The organism is Sorangium sp. So ce362, from assembly GCF_051519845.1.
Classification (GTDB): domain Bacteria; phylum Myxococcota_A; class Polyangia; order Polyangiales; family Polyangiaceae; genus Sorangium.
Window position 1 is genome coordinate 8,724,002 of sequence record NZ_CP150332.1, and the last position, 17,147, is coordinate 8,741,148.

14 protein-coding genes are annotated in these 17,147 nt (G+C 72.7%); 9 read left to right on the top strand and 5 right to left on the bottom strand.

Going from position 1 to position 17,147, the window contains the following annotated elements:
- Window positions 1–11: 11 nt before the first annotated feature.
- Window positions 12–569: a hypothetical protein gene (locus WMF17_RS33570; RefSeq protein WP_437645098.1), complete on the bottom strand. Its 558-nt coding sequence runs from the start codon at window positions 567–569 to the stop codon at window positions 12–14.
- A gap of 75 nt (window positions 570–644) precedes the next feature.
- Here WMF17_RS33570 and WMF17_RS33575 point away from each other — a divergent pair, with 75 nt between their 5' ends.
- From WMF17_RS33575 to WMF17_RS33610, 8 genes are all read left to right on the top strand, one after another.
- Window positions 645–1,163 (top strand): hypothetical protein, encoded by a 519-nt coding sequence (locus WMF17_RS33575; protein WP_437645100.1) that lies wholly within the window; start codon window positions 645–647, stop codon window positions 1,161–1,163.
- Window positions 1,164–1,305: 142 nt separating this feature from the next.
- Complete coding sequence (locus WMF17_RS33580; protein WP_437645101.1) at window positions 1,306–3,273, top strand: hypothetical protein; 1,968 nt, start codon at window positions 1,306–1,308, stop codon at window positions 3,271–3,273.
- 398 nt (window positions 3,274–3,671) lie between these two features.
- A complete protein-coding gene (locus WMF17_RS33585) occupies window positions 3,672–4,454 on the top strand; it encodes a phosphoenolpyruvate--protein phosphotransferase (protein ID WP_437645103.1) in 783 nt (260 codons plus the stop codon).
- A gap of 256 nt (window positions 4,455–4,710) precedes the next feature.
- Window positions 4,711–5,472: a hypothetical protein gene (locus WMF17_RS33590; protein WP_437645105.1), complete on the top strand. Its 762-nt coding sequence runs from the start codon at window positions 4,711–4,713 to the stop codon at window positions 5,470–5,472.
- Window positions 5,453–5,938: a hypothetical protein gene (locus tag WMF17_RS33595; RefSeq protein WP_437645106.1), complete on the top strand. Its 486-nt coding sequence runs from the start codon at window positions 5,453–5,455 to the stop codon at window positions 5,936–5,938. The genes WMF17_RS33590 and WMF17_RS33595 overlap by 20 nt, the downstream gene beginning before the upstream one ends.
- A gap of 105 nt (window positions 5,939–6,043) precedes the next feature.
- Window positions 6,044–6,376 (top strand): hypothetical protein, encoded by a 333-nt coding sequence (locus tag WMF17_RS33600; RefSeq protein WP_437645108.1) that lies wholly within the window; start codon window positions 6,044–6,046, stop codon window positions 6,374–6,376.
- A 615-nt stretch (window positions 6,377–6,991) separates the two neighbouring features.
- Window positions 6,992–9,292 (top strand): CapA family protein, encoded by a 2,301-nt coding sequence (locus WMF17_RS33605; RefSeq protein ID WP_437645110.1) that lies wholly within the window; start codon window positions 6,992–6,994, stop codon window positions 9,290–9,292.
- Between the two features lie 283 nt (window positions 9,293–9,575).
- Window positions 9,576–10,400, top strand: coding sequence for a M23 family metallopeptidase (locus WMF17_RS33610; RefSeq protein ID WP_437645112.1), 825 nt, complete (start codon window positions 9,576–9,578; stop codon window positions 10,398–10,400).
- A 112-nt stretch (window positions 10,401–10,512) separates the two neighbouring features.
- Here WMF17_RS33610 and WMF17_RS33615 read toward each other — a convergent pair whose 3' ends face one another.
- The 4 genes from WMF17_RS33615 to WMF17_RS33630 form a co-directional block, all read right to left on the bottom strand.
- On the bottom strand, window positions 10,513–11,457 hold the full coding sequence (locus WMF17_RS33615; protein ID WP_437574989.1) for an RluA family pseudouridine synthase: 945 nt from the start codon (window positions 11,455–11,457) through the stop codon (window positions 10,513–10,515).
- A gap of 5 nt (window positions 11,458–11,462) precedes the next feature.
- Window positions 11,463–12,962 (bottom strand): hypothetical protein, encoded by a 1,500-nt coding sequence (locus WMF17_RS33620; RefSeq protein WP_437645114.1) that lies wholly within the window; start codon window positions 12,960–12,962, stop codon window positions 11,463–11,465.
- A 62-nt stretch (window positions 12,963–13,024) separates the two neighbouring features.
- Entirely contained in the window at window positions 13,025–14,599 is a 1,575-nt protein-coding gene (locus tag WMF17_RS33625) for a hypothetical protein (protein ID WP_437645116.1), read from the bottom strand.
- 228 nt (window positions 14,600–14,827) lie between these two features.
- Window positions 14,828–16,165, bottom strand: a complete 1,338-nt coding sequence (locus tag WMF17_RS33630) for a Stp1/IreP family PP2C-type Ser/Thr phosphatase (RefSeq protein ID WP_437597330.1) — start codon at window positions 16,163–16,165, stop codon at window positions 14,828–14,830.
- Window positions 16,166–16,366: 201 nt separating this feature from the next.
- On the opposite strand from WMF17_RS33630, the gene WMF17_RS33635 reads away from it, so the two are divergent.
- Window positions 16,367–17,077 (top strand): hypothetical protein, encoded by a 711-nt coding sequence (locus tag WMF17_RS33635; RefSeq protein WP_437597331.1) that lies wholly within the window; start codon window positions 16,367–16,369, stop codon window positions 17,075–17,077.
- The last annotated feature ends 70 nt before the right edge of the window (window positions 17,078–17,147 follow it).

Sequence of the window (17,147 nt, forward strand, 5' to 3'; positions counted from 1 at the left end):
TGGGGCGGAGACTACAGGCAGCAGATCGCGCGCGCGAGCGCGGCGACCGTCCGCGGCGCGCGTGTAGCCGGCCTGCTCGGGATTCGGTAGAGTCGACCGCCATGGATTGCGCTTTCACCACGGGTCGGGGCCCAGCGCGCGCGCCCTCCTCCGGGATGGCTCCCCGCTCGGCAGCCTGCGGCGTGCTGCTCGGACTCGGCGCGCTCCTCCTCGCGCCCGCGTCGGCGGCGCAAGAGCCCGCTCAACCGCTCCCGCAAGGCCAGGGACAGCCCGGCGGAGCTGCCCAGCCGCAGACCGGATATCCTCAGCAGCAGGGCTATCCTCAGCAGCAAGGGTATCCTCAACAGCAGGGCTATCCTCAACAGCAGGGCTATCCTCAGCAGCAGGGCTATCCTCAGCAGCAAGGGTATCCTCAGCAGCAAGGCTACCCTCAACAGCAAGGGTATCCTCAGCAGCAAGGCTACCCCCAGCAGGGCTATCCTCAGCAGCAAGGCTATCCCCAGCAGGGCTATCCTCAGCAGCAGGGCTACCCTCAACAGCAAGGGTATCCTCAGCAGGGCTATCCTCAACAGCAAGGCTATCCCCAGCAGCCGCCCGGCTATGATCAGGGTTACGCCCTCCCGGCCGGACCGCCGCCGCCGCCGATGCCGCCCGAGGCGACCTGCTGCCGCTGGTCGGTCCGCTACAACGCCCTGGATCTCCTGTTCGGCCGGGTGACCTTCGAGGGCGAGATCGCCATCCTCGGACCGCTCACCATCGGCCTCGCGCCGTCCTGGATCTGGGGCTCGCTCGAGGACGCGACGATGGACACGACCGGATACGCGCTCGCGGCCGACATCGGTGTCTACGTGGAGGGCAAGCCGCTGCGGGGGTTCTGGGTGAAAGGACGCCTCGGCTACGAGTCGTTCGAGGCGGTCTACACGCCTTCCCAGGCCGTCACCGGGAAGCGCGACGTGAGCAGCGCCGTCCTCGGCCTCATCATCGGGAGCACGAACATCTTCGGCCGCGACGGGGGGTTCGCCATGTCGGGCGGGTTCGGGCTCGGCGTCGCGCTCGCCCCTCCGGCGGAGGTCACCGCAGGCAACTACCAGCCGTACGTCTTCTACGAGAAGACGGGCAAGATCAAGCTCATGGGGTCGCTCTCGCTCGGCGTCGCGTTCTGATCACGCCCCCCGCCCCCTGATCGGCCATCGCGCAGGCAGCGCGGCCCCCGCCGCGCCGGCAGGCCGGCGCCGGGGGCCGAGCGCCGCCCCCGGAGCCTCCCGGAACTTGGCCCCGCGCGCGGCGCCGTGGGACGTCTGCACCATGCCCTCTCGCATCGCCCGCCGCCCCGGGCCGGCGCTGCTGCTCCCGCTCCTGGCGGCGCTCGTGTCGCTCGCGTTCGCGCTCCCGGCGCGCGCGTGGGTCGAGGTGCACGTCGCCGGAGACGACGTGCGGCTCGCGATCGACCGGGCCGGCGCCGCCACGGTCGAGCACAAGATCACCTTGAAGATCTCGGGCGGGCCGCTCCGCGCGCTCGACATCCGCGGCGTCGACCCGGACGCCGAGATCGATCCGGGCAGCTACGCCGTGCCCCTCAAGGCCGCGGAGGCGAGCTCCCTCGCGTCCGCGAGGCCGGTCGAGCTCGAGCTCCTGCCGCCCGATCTCCGCCCGCGCGAGGACGGCACGCGCCGCCCGCCGGCGCTGCGGGCCCGCTTCGACGGCAAGGGCCTGAGCCGCGGCGTGTTCGTGCTCTTCTTCCGCTACCGCACGGACCTCATGAAGCGAGGGCTCATCCAGCAGGACGGCCCGAGCGCCCGCGTCTCGTGGACCGGGCCCCTCTGGGACGACGGCTACGACTCGGCGCGGCTCACCGTCGCGCTCCCGGCCGCGCCCGACGAGCCGCGCGTCGACGAGCCGCGCGCCGACGCGGCGGGCGAGGCGCCGGACGAAGACGCGCTCGCGGCGCCCACGACGCTCTCCACGCTCCGCCGCTCGGTCGACAAGGACGAGCTCGAGCTGCTCCGCCCGTACGCCCCGAAGGCCGAGCCGATGAGGTGGGCGATCCGCGCCGACGCGCGCGCCTTCCAGCCCGAGCCCGCCGCGGCGCCACCGGGCGCCGACGTGCTCGGGCGGCTGGCGGACGCCGCGGCCGCGAGCCCCGACCGCAGCCGCACCCTCTACCTCGCCGCCGGCGCGGTCCTCTTCGCGCTCTACAGCGCCCTCGTCGCGCTCAAGGGGCGCGAGCACGAGCGCCTCGCGCGCGCCGCGGGCGTCGCGCCTCGGCCCCTCGTCCCCATCCCGCTCGCGCCGCGCGCCGCCCTCGCGGGGCTCGCGCTCGTCGCGGGCGTGGCGCTGGAGCTCCTGCTGCGGGACGGCACGGCGGGCGCCGCCCTCGTGGCCGCGGCGACCGCGCTCGCGGCGCACCGCACGCCCCGCCCGGAGCACGCCGGCGCGGCCCTGCGGCGCCCGGGCAAGTGGCTCCCCGTCTCGGAGGCCGAGGCCTTTCGCGAGCCGCCGCGGGCGCGCGGCGTCTACCTCGACGTCTCGACGCGCGCCGGCAAGGCGCTGCTCGCCGCGCTGCTCGGCGCGCTCGGCGCGGGCGTCTACACGGTGGCGGGCATCTCGCCGTACCACGCCCACCTGCTCGCGCTCGACGCGACGGCGCTGCTCGCGATCTTCTGCACCGGCCGCCTCGCCGAGCTCCCCGCCGATCCGGCGGCGCGTCCGGTCGCGTTCCTGCGCGACGTCGCGCGGCGCGTGCGGCGGTCGCTCAAGGCGCCCGCGAGCGCGGCGGCCCGCGCCGCGGCCAAGACGCCCGCGAGCGCGGCGGTCCGCGCCGCGGCAACGGCGCCGGAGCTCCGCATCGTCGGCCGCCTCCGCATCCCGGACGGCAGCCCCGACGCCGACGAGCTCCGGCTCGGCCTCTCGCCGCGCGCAGCGCTCCCCGGCTTCGTGGCGATCGAGGTCGGCGTCGTCTACATGCCCGGCGCCGGCGGCGCCATCGGGCTGCCCGAGCTCCTGCTGCGCGTCGCCCCGGGCTCGCCGTGCGAGCGCGCCGTCGAGCGGCTCGCGAGGAGCGGCCGGTCCTCGCGCGGCCGGCGCCCCGGCGAGCGCGTGCTCGCCTTCACGCCGCGGCTGCCGACCGCGCGGATGACGGCGGCCATCGCCGCCGCGCTCGTCCGCGCCGTCTCCACCCCGCCCGCGGGCGCCACGCCGACCAAGCCGCAGGGCGCTGGAGCGAGCAGGGCGGCGCCGCGGAACGGGAAGAAGGCGGTCTCCGCCGCCGCGTAGCGGGACGCGCCCGAGACCCGGCCAGGGTCGAGACATGCCGCTCACGGATCCACATCCCTGTGCACGGAGCGCGCTCCCAGCCATGCGCCGCCCCGGTGAGGGGACCGCCGCCGACGCGTCCGGCCCGGTGGGGGGACCGCCGCCGACGCGTCCGGCCCGGTGGGGGGACCGCCGCCGACGCGCCCGGCCCGGTGGGGGGACCGCCGCCGACGCGCCCGGCCCGGTGGGGGGACCGCCGCCGACGCGTCCGGCCCGGTGGGGGGACCGCCGCCGACGCGTCCGGCCCGGTGGGGGGACCGCCGCCGACGCGTCCGGCCCGGTGGGGGGACCGCCGCCGACGTGCGTCGGAATCCGGCTATCGCCTGTTCCTGCCGCTGAAGCCGCGTTAACAAAGCCTCATGGGAAAAGCCGCCTTTCTCGCCCGCCGGCTCCCGCCGAGCGGGTGTATCGTCGCAGGGACCAAGCTCGCCGCCCACCGGGAGGCGCTGAAATCGAAGAAGATCAAGCTCTCCGCCAAGGTCGAGACCTCGATTCAGTCCGTCCTCGCAGCCACCGAGGCCCTCGAGGCGCTCGGCAGCACCGACGCCACGATGATGGAGATCGATCGGGGCACCGACCGGTGCATCGGGGCGTTCGGCAGTGAGCTCGACAGCATCGTGCGCGGGTTCGATCACGAGGGCATCCTGCCGCTCTCCGACGAGGAGGCCGCGCGCCGCGCCGACGCGGAGCTCGTGCGCTCCGAGGTGCTGTCGTCGGGCACCGACTTCCTCCGGCTCGTCCACTCCCAGCAATGGGTGCGCATGAGCGCGATGGTCAACGCGCTCGACCGCAAGGAGGTAAACGCCGCGGTGGAGCGACTCGGGCTCTCGGCCGAGGTAGGCCGGCTCCGGCGCTGGACCGAGCTCTATGGCAGCAAGCTCGGCGTCACCGAGGCCAAGGGCGCGGATCCGGCCGTCAAGGCGGTCGAGGCGTGGCACGAAGCCTACGGCGCGCTCATGGTCCGCGCGCACGCCGAGTACGATGACGACAGGGACGAGACCCACGCGCTCCTGCGCGACCGCCTGCTCTCGCCGTATGAAGACGCGGCCGAGGAAGAGCGGCGGGCGCACCAGCGGGCCCGCGCCGCCGCCAAGAACAAGAAGAAGAACGACGAGGCGGAAGCCGAGCCCGATCCGATCTGAAGGGCCCGCGCCCTGCGCGGCCAGCAGGAGGAGCGACCGGCATCCTGCGCACGAGGACACCGCCACTCTCCGGTCACCTCGCCCGCCACGCCAAACGGCCTCCCAGCCGACAGATCGAACCGCACGTGACATCGCGACACGGCGAGGCGCCTGCGGCGCGCCGCTGCTCCGTCCAAAGATCAGCGGAAACGCCGCTGATCTAGCGCTTGCCTCCGGCGCGATGCGCGCAAGATTGCAGAGGCAGCTCCTTGCGGTGATGGGGTTGGCCATCGCTGGGTACGCGATGGTCCCGGGCTGTGTCATCCGGGTGGGCCCAGGCACGGGAGGCGATGACGACTCGGCGCCGGAGGGCGTCCCGGTCCCGGAGGAAGCGGCACCGGACCAGAGCGTGGAGGAGCCGGACCAGAGCGTGGAGGAGCCGGACCAGGAGACGAAGACACCGGAGGAGCTGGCCGAGGAGGCGTTCCTGCGGGGCGACCCGCAAGAGTTCGCCCTCGCGTCCACGAAGGCGACCTTCACGACCTACGCCTTGGCAGGAATGATCGAGTCGCTCGGCCTGGACCCTGCGACGCTCGACGAGGCGGCACTCAGCGAGCTCATGGTGCAGTACATGCCGGCGGCCGCGGAGGAGGCTGAGCGGTGGCTCTCGACGCTCGATCCGTCGACGCTGCCGCTCGGCATCACGCCGCGCTACAAGTGCACGGACGAGTTCGGGTGTGTCTACTCTACGCCCTGCAAGCACGCCGTGTGGGGATACTCCATACCGTCCACGAAGCACCTGTGTTTCGTCACGGACTGCGGCGATGCCAGGTGCAGCACGTGCCCGACCTGGGTCGGCGAGATCCTGTCCCATCTCGCGATTCGCGCTTGGTGCGCGTACGTCTGCGTGGAAACAAGGTGTGTACGACGGCAAGCCGATAGCAATTGGTGCTGGAGGGATCTCACCGATACGCAATACGTTCATCGGTCCGATCTGCAAAGCCCCGTGAGGAAGATCCATGCCCCAGCATGCAGATGAAGAGCTGCGGAGGGCTGCGCTGGCAGCAGCCCACGAGCTGGCGACCAAGGAGCCAGAGCGGTGGAAGGCGTCATGGGACGAGCTCGGCGAGGTGATGGGCACGCTGTTCGGGGTGCTCAACCTCATGTACGCCTTCGCGGCGCCACGCTATCTCGCGCGGGGAAATCCCGACAAACGCCCCACGCCGGAGCAGCTCCTCGGGCTCTTCAACAAATACATCGCGCTCCTCGACAGCTGGAAGCGCACGACCACCGACATCCACGACCATGAGTTCCTGCGCACCGAGGACGCGACCCGCCGGCTGCGGGCGCTGCTCGAGACCTGGGAGTTTAGCCTCGAGGCGCCCGCGCCGATCGTGCAGGCTGCGCGGGACTGGCTCGCGGCGTACGGGGAACACGAGCCCGCCGAAGGCTGGGATCAATGGGTGGGACCTGAAGAGGACGAAAGGCCTGGACCCAAGGAATGACGCCGCGAGCTCGACCACCGAACGGCTTCGTTCGGCGGCTGTCCGCACCAGCCAGGCTCACGCCGCGATGACCGCCGCCATGCAGCGGAGCAGGGCGATCCCGTGATGCAGGCGCTCTGTGTGCTGATGATCCTCCTCGGGCTGGCCACCCTCGGCGCGGCCGCGCTCGGCCTGCGTGCCCTGCTGCAACGCCGGTGGGGTTGCGGGACGACGCTCGGCCTCCTCGCCGTGGCGGGAGGCGTCGCGTGCGGCGCCTTGCCCGTCGTGCTCGCGTCCGCCGTCGCATCGGGCAGCGCGGACGCCGCGCAGGAGGCCCGGCTGCTGGCGGAGACCCTCTCGACCTTGCTGAACTGCGCCGCGGCGGGGCTGTTCGTTCTCCCGCTCGGGGGCATCGTCGCGCTGGTGAGCTTTGTCGGCGGGCTGAGATCGCGCCGATAGACCGACGACGCAACCTCGATCGCCCTCGCCGACCATCGTCGGTGTTTCTGCGTCAGCGCGAGAGACGCACACCCCACCAGGACGGCGCCCATGCAACGAGGCGTGTAGGAAGCGCCCTGATGGCCAGCCGCGATGAACGGCTCCGACAAAGGCGGAGCCGCTGCGGCACGCGCGCGCTGCCGGCCCAGGGCGGTACGCCCCTATGCGACACAGGCGCGCATCGCCACAGCGCGCCGTCCATGCGCACGCCTTCACGTGCAGGGACGCATTGCCGCGCCGACAAGACAACAAATCGCAGGCGGCTCCACGCGATCCCATAGCGAGCACCGACCCAAGCATGATAGTCTCGCGTGAATCGTCTTTGTCCCAAACGCCAGCACTGGAACGGATCGGATCGTGCATGGGTCGGCGCTCTCGCTGTCTCAGCAGTGAGGGCTGAGCGGCCAGTCGACGCTCGCGGCCCTTTCAACGGCCGGATGAGAAACGCTGATGTCCGGTCACACGGCGTTTTCGCGCGTGACTGACCGGTACCGGCGGAGCTCTCCTTTTCTGGCGTCGCCATCATCTCTTGATGTCGGTCGTCCAGTACAGGCCCCCAACAGACCGGGAGCGATCATGGCAAGAAAACGCGTCCTCTCCGCAACCACTCTCCCCTCCCTGTCCGCGTGCGCCGCGCTCTGCGCCGCGCTCCCGGCGGGCGAGGCGATGGCCGCTTACCGCTTCGACGCGGCCGAGGCGGCGTTCGACGCGACGTACGCGGCGACACCCATCGATGCCACCGGCGTCGTCGTCGACGAGGCGGGGTCGCCGATCGCGGGGGCGGAGGTGACGGCCATCGGCTGGGGGAGCGGCGCTGTCAACGACGGCGAGCTCGCCTTCACGGACGAGACGGGCGCGTTCACGCTGGCGGCGCTCGCGCGGCGCTCGGTGCTGCTGCGCGTCGAGGTCGACGGGTACTACAGCGAGATCGTCCCCGCCGACCTGCACCGGCCGCTCGCCGCGGCCAGCGCCGAGGTCGGGCGCGTCGTGCTGACCGAGCAGCGCGCGGGGCGCGCCAGGCTCCTCGTGGGAGGCGACACGATGTTCGGGCGGCGCTTCGTCGACAGCAACGCCGACGGGGTCGAGGGGGAGACCGGCGACCTGATCCGCCCCGATACGCGGGAGGCGGACGCGCTCGCCGTCCTCTCGTTCCTGCGCGACGTCCTCTCGTCGGCCGACTACACGCAGGTCAACCTGGAGTCCCCCGTCACCGAAAACCCGGCGACGCCCCACCCGTACAAGTCGTTCACGTTCTTCTCCTACCCCGAGACGGTCAGGGCGCTCGCGCTCTCCGGCGTGGACGCCGTGAGCCTCGCGAACAACCACATGTTCGATTACCTCGAGGGAGGCGTCCTCGACACGCTCGGCGCCGTGCCGAGCGCCGGCCTCGACTGGTTCGGCGCCGGGCCCGACGAGACGACGGCGAAGGGCACCGTGCTCTACCGGACGCTCCGCGGCGTCGACATGGCCTTCCAGGGGTTCAACCAGCTCGTCAACGACGGGACGACGGCCTCGGCGTACACGCTCACCGCCTCCGACGGGCCCCCTGCCAAGGCCGGCGCGCTCGAGCTCAGCCTCGCGGAGATCAGCGACTTCATGGAGGAGGACGCGGCCGGGCGCTTCGGCATCCCGGTGCTGCACGGGGGCTCCGAGTACAGCGACTATCCGACGTCCGGCATGCGGCGGCGGTTCATCCAGCTCGTCCAGAAGGGCGCCGGCATGGTCGTGGCGCACCACCCGCACACGATCCACGGCGTCGGGCTGCACGACGCCGGCGCCGGCCCCCGCTTCGTCTTCATGTCGCTCGGCAACATGGTCTTCGATCAGGACGTCTTCGAGACGTTCCAGTCGTACCTCGCCGCGATCGACATCGACGAGGACTCCAGCGGCAACCGCGCGGTGCACCGCGTGCAGCTCATCCCGTTCCAGAACGAGGACTACGTCCCGAAGCTCGTGAGCGGCGCCTGGCTCGGCCGGGCGGCCCGCCACATCGCCCACCTCTCCACGACGCTGCCGACGGCGCCGTCGCCCGGCGAGGCGGCGGACGGCCTGACCGGAGCGGTCGTGTTCGCGAGCGGCCCGCGGGCCGTCGCGGTGAGCGATCCGTCGCAGTATACGACGAGCGAGCACGTCGAGACGCGGATCGTGCCGCTCAGGAGCAGCGCAACAGGGCCCGTCGAGCACCTGCGGTCCTCCGCCGCGGACTCGCTCGCCGCCCTGCAGACGACCGCCGCGGCGAGCTGCGATTACGGCCGGGAGATCATGCTCTACGGCGACTTCGAGGACAGCGACGTCGACGACGCCTTCCACGAAGGCTCGATGTGGTCGATGAGCGAATACCGCTACATCCAGAACAGCGTCGTCCACGGCGGGACCGGCGCGATGGTGTTCCTGCGCAAGTCGAGCAGCACGTCCGAGGTCTCGACGTACATGAACAACCGCGTCAAGTTCGACGCCGGCCGCAAGCTGACCCTGACCGGGTTCATGAAGGGGGACAACGCCGGGCAGATGCGCGTGCAGGTCTACTGGTACACGAGCGGCGGGACGAGCGTGTCGAACAGCGTCGTGTTCACGCGCGTGGGCGGCACCTACGGCTGGCAGCAGTTCTCCGTCAACCTCACCCCGCCGGCGAACGCGGGCTCCGTGCGGTTCTATTTCCGGGCGGGCGCGCCGGCGAGCGGCGAGGCCGCCGCGTTCCTCGACGACGTGTCGCTCGTCGAGTGGGAGGGCACGGTCGCCGACGGCTCCCTCGGGCTCGCGTTCCCCACGCCGAACAACTGGAGCTTCGTGCGCTGCACCGCCGTGGATCCGGCGCTCACGAGCCTCGGCGTGACGATGACGCACCGGTCGTACGCGCTGGCCCCGGCGACGCCCTGAGGGCGCGGCCGCAGAGGAACGACCCCCCTCCGGCGAGATCGCCGACGGCGTCGACGGCGCCGACCCGGAGGGCCGCGCGCGGAGCCGTGACCTCGACGTCCGTGCTCTGCTTCGATACCATGAGCGCGCGGCGCTGCGTCGTGGACTCGACACCTGCACTGCGCCAGCGCGCCACGGACTCCCCACCATGAAGCCATCGCGGAAGCCATCATATCTCGCGCTTTTACTGGCCCTCTCTGCTGTCGCCGCCGGCTGCGGCTCGGACCCGGAGGGCGCAGATCTCGTGTGGCCGATCGGGGGGACGGACGAGCTCCAGCCGATGTCGTCGAGCTTCGGGCCCCGTCTTCAGACCTCGCGCGACGGCGTCTATGACTTTCACCGGGGCATCGATATCCCCACCGTCATGGGCACCCCGGTGTACGCGGTGGCCGACGGGAGGGTGACGCGCGCAGGCCGCTACGACGATTTCGAGGACGTCGTGGTGCAGATCGAGCACTGCGACGCGCCGGGCGCGTGCTTCTACAGCACCTACATCCACCTGGCGATGCCGCTCGTCGAGACCGGCGATCAGGTCGGGCGCGGAGAGCACATCGGCTACACCGGCCTCGCCGCCAGCAGCCTGTTCCCCCACCTGCACTTCGAGATCCGCGAGGGAGGGACCGAGAAGGTGTATTGCGTGCACCCGCTCCGCTTCCTCCCGACGCCGCGCGGGCTGCCCCCGGCGCTCGCCGTGCGCCGCACCGACGAGGACTCCACGTCGAGCGTCTCGGTCGAGGTCGAGGTCACCCTGCCCGGCATCGCGCCAAGCCTCACCGAGATCGCGGTCGCGACGGAGAACCGCTCGACCGGCGCGGTCATCGAGGAGCGGGTGTTCAACTACGACGAGTGGAATCGCAAATATACAGCGGAGGGAGACGCCGCGATCATCGACGAACAGAGCCTCGGGGGCATCCGGATCGAGCCGGCGAAGTTCAACGCGGCGTCGTCGGCGTACGTCATCGCGTTCCGCTTCAGCAACCTCGACGGGACGGCGTCGGCGGACGACCTCCGGATCACGGCGCGGGCGCGCGACGTGAACGGCCATGTCGTCGAGGCGAGCGCGCCCTGAGCCGCCGCGGCGTTCGCTGAGCCGCCCCGCGCGCCCCGCCGCCGGGCGCGCGGGGGCGCAGAGCGCGCGCCCCGCGGCCGCGATCGGGTGAGCCCGCGGCGCGGGGCCCGGCTCAGACCTCGCCGACCAGCGCCGCCATGTCCGCGGGCAGCGGCGACGTCACAACGAACGCAGGCACCGCTTCGCTGCCGCCCCACCCGATGTAGTGCGCGTGCAGCGCGTGGCGGCTCAGCCCCTCCACCGCGGGCCCGCCGTAGAGCACGTCGCCGGCCAGCGGGTGCCCCACCGACGCGAAGTGCGCCCGGATCTGGTGCCGCAGCGCCCGCGGGGCACGCGCCTCGACGAGCTCCCAGAGCCCCACCTGGCGCACGCGCTTGTACATCGTCGCCGCCGGCCGCGGCGCGTAGCGCACCACGTCGCGCGGGTGGATGCACGGGTAGACCCGCTTCTTGTCCTTCGGGTGCGGCGCGAGCGGCACCTCGATCGAGCCCATCTCCGGGAGATCGCCGATCTGGCAGATCAGCAGGTAGCGCTTGTCGAGCCGCCCCTCCTTCAGCCCGGCGCCCAGCGCCGCGAACGCCGCGGCCGTGCGCGCCGCGAGCACGAGGCCGCTCGTGTCGGTGTCCAGCCGGTGGCACAGCCCGGGCTCCCGCGGGGAGAAGCCGATCGCCGCCATCTCGGGGTACCGCGCGACGAGGGCGTTCGCGAGCGTCCCGCGCTCCCCGGGATCGAGCGGCGCCGTCGGCATCCCGGCGGGCTTGTTCACCACAACGAGGTCGTCGCGCTCGAGCACCACCTCGAGCGGCACCTCGGGATCCGGCGTCGCCGCCCCGGAGGCCTCGGTCGGCTCGACGTCGACCTCCAGCACCTCGCCCGCCGCCGCGACGTCGCCCTTCGACGCGCGCCGACCGGCGCCGCTCTTCCCCTCGCTGAGCACGCGCACGCGCCCCTCGGAGAACAGCCGCTTCGCACCCGCCCGGCCCAGCCCGGGCAAAAGCTGCACGAGCAGCTTGTCGAGGCGCGTCCCTGCATCCAGCTCGGTGATCGTGATCTTCATAGCTCCTACGGAATCGCCCCCTGCCACCCGAGGCCGAGCGCGGGCGCTCGCCGGCTCCCGACCACGCTCTCTCCTATCACTCCCAGCATGGGCAGGCCGAACCGGTTCCACGAGGGGCGCGCGCCACGGGCGCCTGCCGCGGCCGGGCGCCCCACCCACCACGCGACGCCCGCCCCCAGCAAGAACCCGCCGGCGGCGGCGCCGACCCAGGCCCGCTGCTGGGCCTCGGTCGGAGAATCGAAGACGAGCGGGCTGGCGAGCGCGGCGGCGCCCAGCCCGCCGAGCAGCGCGCCCACGTCGACCGTCAGGACCTCCGATGCGGTGACGTCGAGCTGCGTCGCCGCCGCGGCCGACGCCAGCCAGCCGAGCGCCGCGCCGTAGCCCATCCCCGCGATCGGCGTGCGCTGCACGTCGCCCCTGGCCGCCCACTCGACAAGCCCGCCCAGCAGGAGCCCCAGCCCGCCGCCCGACTGCGCCATCAGCGCGCCGCCCTCGGACATGCGGCCCAGCGAGAGCCCCAGCGCGGCCAGCGTGATCCCGGCGGTGCCCCCGATGAGCCCGGAAGCCCAGCGCTCCTGGCCCGGATCCTCGGCGTGCTTCGCGAAGCGGCCCTGGTAGATCAGGTGGCCCGCGATCGTCGGCCACCACGTGCCGGACCCGAGGTACCACGCGTCGGCCACGCCGACGTCCCACTCCTCCGCGATGATGATCGCCCCGCCGAGCCCGATGCCGGCCCCGACCGCGAGGAGCGGGTAGAGCAGGCGCGGGTCGTCCGAGCCGCTCGAGCGCTGGATCGAGAAGCCCACGAGGCCGCCGTAGAGCGTCGCGTTGGCCGCGAGCGTCGCCTTCCCCAGGCTGCGCGCCGGCGTGGCGAGGCGCCCGCGGCACCGCTCGGCGCACGGCGCCTCGTGTCCCGGGAACGGGCCCGCGGGGCCGGCGTCGAGCTCGGCCACGAGGTCGCGGAGCATCACCGCGGCGCGCACCGCGAGGTCGTCGCGCGCGACGCGCTCCACGCGCACCCGCAGCGACCGCGCGCCGCCGGACGCGAGCGCCAGCCTGAGCTCCACCTCGTCGCCGCGCAGGTCGAGGCTCGGCGCGATGAAGAGCCTGTCGCTCGAGCGCGCGCGCTCCATGAGCTCGACCTCGTCGGGGCGCGATCGCGAGGCGGCGCGGTCGGCCAGATCCACCGACAGGCCGAGGTCCTGCGCGGTGTCCGAGAGGAGCCCGTCGAGCGCGCTCGCGAGCGGCGCGGCGCGCTCCACGTCCTCGGGCGCGAGCGCCGTCGGGAGCACCACGGAAGGCCGCGCGGGCCGCGCAGGGCGCCCGGAGCCCGCAGGGGGCGCGCCTTGCCCGGAGCCCGTGAGCTGCGCGGCCTGGGCGGCTTGCCCGAGCCGCGCGGGCGAGGCCGCGCCCGCAGGCTCGCCCGACGCCGGCAGCGCCGTGGTGAACGCCGCGGCGAACGCCAGGACGCCCGCGCGACCGCGGAGGTGCCAGAGGTCGATCATGGTGTCGATGCTTCGGCCGCCGCGGCGCGCGCCGCGGCGGCCACCGCCGCTCGGGGCGCCGATCAGAACATGAACGTGCCGCTCGCGAAGAGGTCGAACGTGTTGCTGTCGTTGACGTAGAAGCGGCGGCCGATCGCGTTGATGGTCGGGCGGTAGTTGGGGTTCGGGCTGCCCGTGACGGTGAAGCTCCCGTCGTCGTGCTGGCGGCGGCAGGGCCCGGCCGCGCCGATGCTGTCCTTGTACTGCGAGTTGCACGGCTGATCGCCGCCGATGCCGTGCCCCTGGTCGTGGCGGAAGCCGACGCCGAGCTGGAACTTCACGAGCTCGGCCGCCCTCCACGTCACGCTCGCCGAGCCGCGGTACGAGCCGTACGGCTGGACGTCGCTGAGCCCCGTGAAGTACGTCCGCTGCGAGCCCTCGTCGACGACCGACGGCGCGCACGCGCGCGGGTCGCCGCTCCGGCAGGCGGCCACGCTGTACGCATCGTTCTCGCGGAACGACGCCCACTGCGGCTGCCGCAGCGTCGGCGCGTCGCTCGATCCGAGCGCGTCGAACAGCTCCGAGTAGTCGCGCCCCTCGGAGTGGTACTCGCCGGTGAAGCGCAGATCGAACGTGAGCCCGGTGAACTTCTCGCGGTTCTCCCAGGGGATGATCATCACGCCGAGCAGCACGCTGCCGACGAGCGGCGGGTGGTTGACCAGCGACGTCTTCAGGTCGGTGAGGCCGTAGTCGCTCGACTCCTGCTGGAACTCGAACAGCGCCTTGAACCCGCCGTACGGCTCGACGTACTTGACCCGCTTCGACAGGAACGTGTGCACCTCGAGGCCGATGGTGCCGCGCGAGACGCCGGGGTCGCGCTGGGCGACGTTCGCCGCATCGAACTCGCCGTTGCTCGCGCCGTTCCGGTCGATGTCCCCCGGCGCCGCGCACTTCACCTGGCCGCTCTTCGGCGACTCGGTGCAGGCGTGCATCGGCTCGCTCACCGGGAAGCGCCCCTCGACGCCGAACAGCCAGGTCGGCTTCGTCCGGTCGCGCGCCTGGTTCATGATGTTCACGTCGAGGCCGACGGCGAGGTACTCGATGCCGCTCCGGTTCGGCGACGTGAAGGGCAGCGAGAACAGCTGCTCCCCGGGAGCCCCCGCGAGCGCGACGCTCTGGCGGCCTTCGCTGCCGTCGAGATCCGTGAGCTCGCGCGAGTGGTTCAGGATGAGCGGCATCCTGAGGTAGAGCGCCAGGTCGCGGTAGAGGCCGACGTCGAGGCGCATGTTGAACTTCGACGTCGCCTCGCTGTAGCTCGCGACGTTGAGCAGGTTCGACGTGTAGCCGCCCGTCGACAGCCCCGGCCCGGCGATGCTCGTCTCGCGGCGGATCTTCGCGCTCTTCGACGCGTGCTCGAAGCCGAAGCTGAAGTTCAGATCGAAGGTGTCACCCTCGTCGAACGCGTCGACGACGCTCGTGAGCTCGCCGGTCTCCATCATGAGCCGCGGCTCGGTGGCGCTCCGAGGCTCGTCGGCGGCCGCGGGGAGCGCCGAGAGGACAGCCGCCGCAGCGACGGCGAGCGACGCGAACGCCGGGCCCCCAGCCACGCTGATGGCGACGCGAGCGAGATGGCCTTCGCAGTACCTTCTGCCGTGCATGCTCATGGTTATCCGTCGGACGGACGCTACCGGCCGGGGCAGGAGGGTGTCAATCCGCGAATCGCTCGCCCGGCACGCACGGCGCCGCCGAGCCCCGCCGATCGCCACCACGGCCGCCGCCACGGGCGCAACCACCGGCGGCCGCCGGCCGCCACGCTCCGTCCGGCGTGTCGGGTCGCGGCCGGCCGCGGGGCCGGCGCCGCAGGGCGGGGCTCAGCGGGACGGGGCTCAGCGGGCAGACGAGCGCTCCTCGACGGCGAACGGGCTCTTCCCCTCCTCGCTGTCGGGGAAGATCTCGTTCGTGATGTCCTCCGCGGCGAGCTCCTCGCGAGCGGTGGTCAGGTCGCGCGACGTCTGGTCGAGCCGGTCGGCGAGCACCCCCAGGAACTGCCAGAGCAGCTTGACCGCGAGCTCGTGCTCCTTGCGGAGGATCTCGAAGAAATCGGCGCGCCGGACGGCGATGAGCTCGCTCTGCTCGACGGCCGAGACGGTGGCGGAGCGCGGCATGCTGCGGATGAGCGCCATCTCGCCGAAGTGCTCGCCCGGGCCGACCTCGCTCAGCACGGCGTCACCGCGGAGGATCCGGACGAGGCCCGAGAGCACGATGAACAGCTCGTCGCCGCGATCCCCCTCGCGGACCACGATCTGGCCGGGCTCGAACGAGAGCACCTCGGCGACCTGCATGACCCGGAGCATCTCGCGCTCCTGGAGGCGCGCGAAGAGCGGCATCTTCGCGAGCACGTCGCGCTTCAGGGCGAGCAGCCGGGCGCGGACGCTGTCGCGGTGATCCCCCTGGCCGAGCCGCACGAGGACGGCGGTGATGTTGTCCTTGCCGCCCTTCCTGTTGGCGAGATCGATGAGGCCGTTCGCGGCGACCTCGCCGTTCTCCTCCTCGAAGAACGGCTCGAGCTCGGCGGTGTGCGCGATGTACCCGTGGAGCCCGTCGGACGCGAGGAGGAACTGGTCGCCCGGGAGCACCTCGATCGTGAGCGTGTCGACCTCGACGCGCTCGTACACGCCGACGGCGCGGGTGATGGCGTTCTTCTGCGCGACCTTCTCGATCTGATCGCGCGTGAGCTTCCCGCGCTTGATGAGCTCGTTGTAGACGGTGTGGTCCTCGGTGACCTGCTGGATGCGGCCCTCGCGGAGGAGGTAGATGCGGCTGTCGCCGACGTGGGCGATGTAGCCGTGCGAGCCGGCGATGAGGAGCGCGGAGAGCGTCGTGCCCATGCCCCGCTTCGTCGCGTCGGCCTTCGCCTCCTCGTGGATCCGGGCGCACGCGCGCTGGACAGCGTGCTCGAGCAGGCTGAGGACCTCCTTCATCGCGGCGCGCCGCACGTTGCTGCGCGCCTGGTTCTCGATGAGGTCCCGCTCCTTCTTCAGCTCCTCGTGGATGATGCGGACGGCGAGGGCGCTCGCGACCTCGCCCGCTGCGTGTCCGCCCATTCCGTCGGCAACCACAAAGAGCGCGAGCTTCTTGTCGACGAGGTAGTTGTCCTCGTTGTGGTCCCGCATGCGGCCGACATCGGTGGCCGCATAAAACCTGATGTTTTCGGACAGGCCCATCGGTTCGGGCAGGCTACCCGAGGGCGCGGGAGGAAATCACTAGCGATTGCGCCCGCCGCGACCGGGACGTCCGCCACGCCGCCGCCGCACCAGGCGCGTGCCGGCGCCGTCGGGAGGCGCTCGGGGTGCGGGTGGGGGATCGACCGCGTGGCCGCGGCGGCGAGCGGCGGTACATTCGGAATGGGTAGAATGGGAGGTCCGATGCGGCTCGTCCTCTTCGATAACACCGACCTCGGGTGGGGCAGCGCGCGGCGGGTGAACGGCCGGCGCGCGAGCGCGGAGCATGCGCACGGTCCGGCCCCCGAAGCCGAGGACCTCGCGGTCGTGGGCGAGGCGGTGGGCGCGACGATCGGGCTCACGCCGATCTGGCGCGCCGGGGCGCTCCTCCACCGCCTGCGGGGCGCGGCCGACGGGGGGCTCGCGGCCTCGAGCTGGACCGAGGCGCTCGGGTGGGCGGCGCGGACGGCGCGCGAGCGCGGCCGGAAGATCACGTCGCTGCAGGCCTGGGGGCACGGCGGCTGGGGGTACATGCGCCTCGGAGCGACCCGGCTCGACGAGGCCGCGCTGCGGCCGGGCTCGCCGCTCGACGGGGCGCTCGACGCCCTGAGGGCCGAGCTCGCGGGGCCGGACGCCCTCGTGTGGCTCCGCTGCTGCAGCGCCTTCGGCCACACCGGCCAGGCGTTCGCGCGGGCGCTCGCGGACCGGCTCGGCTGCCGGGTCGCGGGGCACACGTACATCATCGCGTTCTATCAGAGCGGGACGCACTCCCTGCGCCCGGGCGAGGCGCCGTCGTGGGATCCGCGCGAGGGCGTGCGCTTCTCCGGCGGGGAGCCGGCCGGCGCCGCGTGGTCGTCGCGCACGGCGCCGAACACCGTCTCGTGCCTGACGGCCGATCTCCCGCCGGGTTACTGACGCCGCGCCCGCGGCGCGGCCGGGCCCGCTCCGCCGACGCCGCGCGCGCCGCGCGCCGGGCGACGCTCGA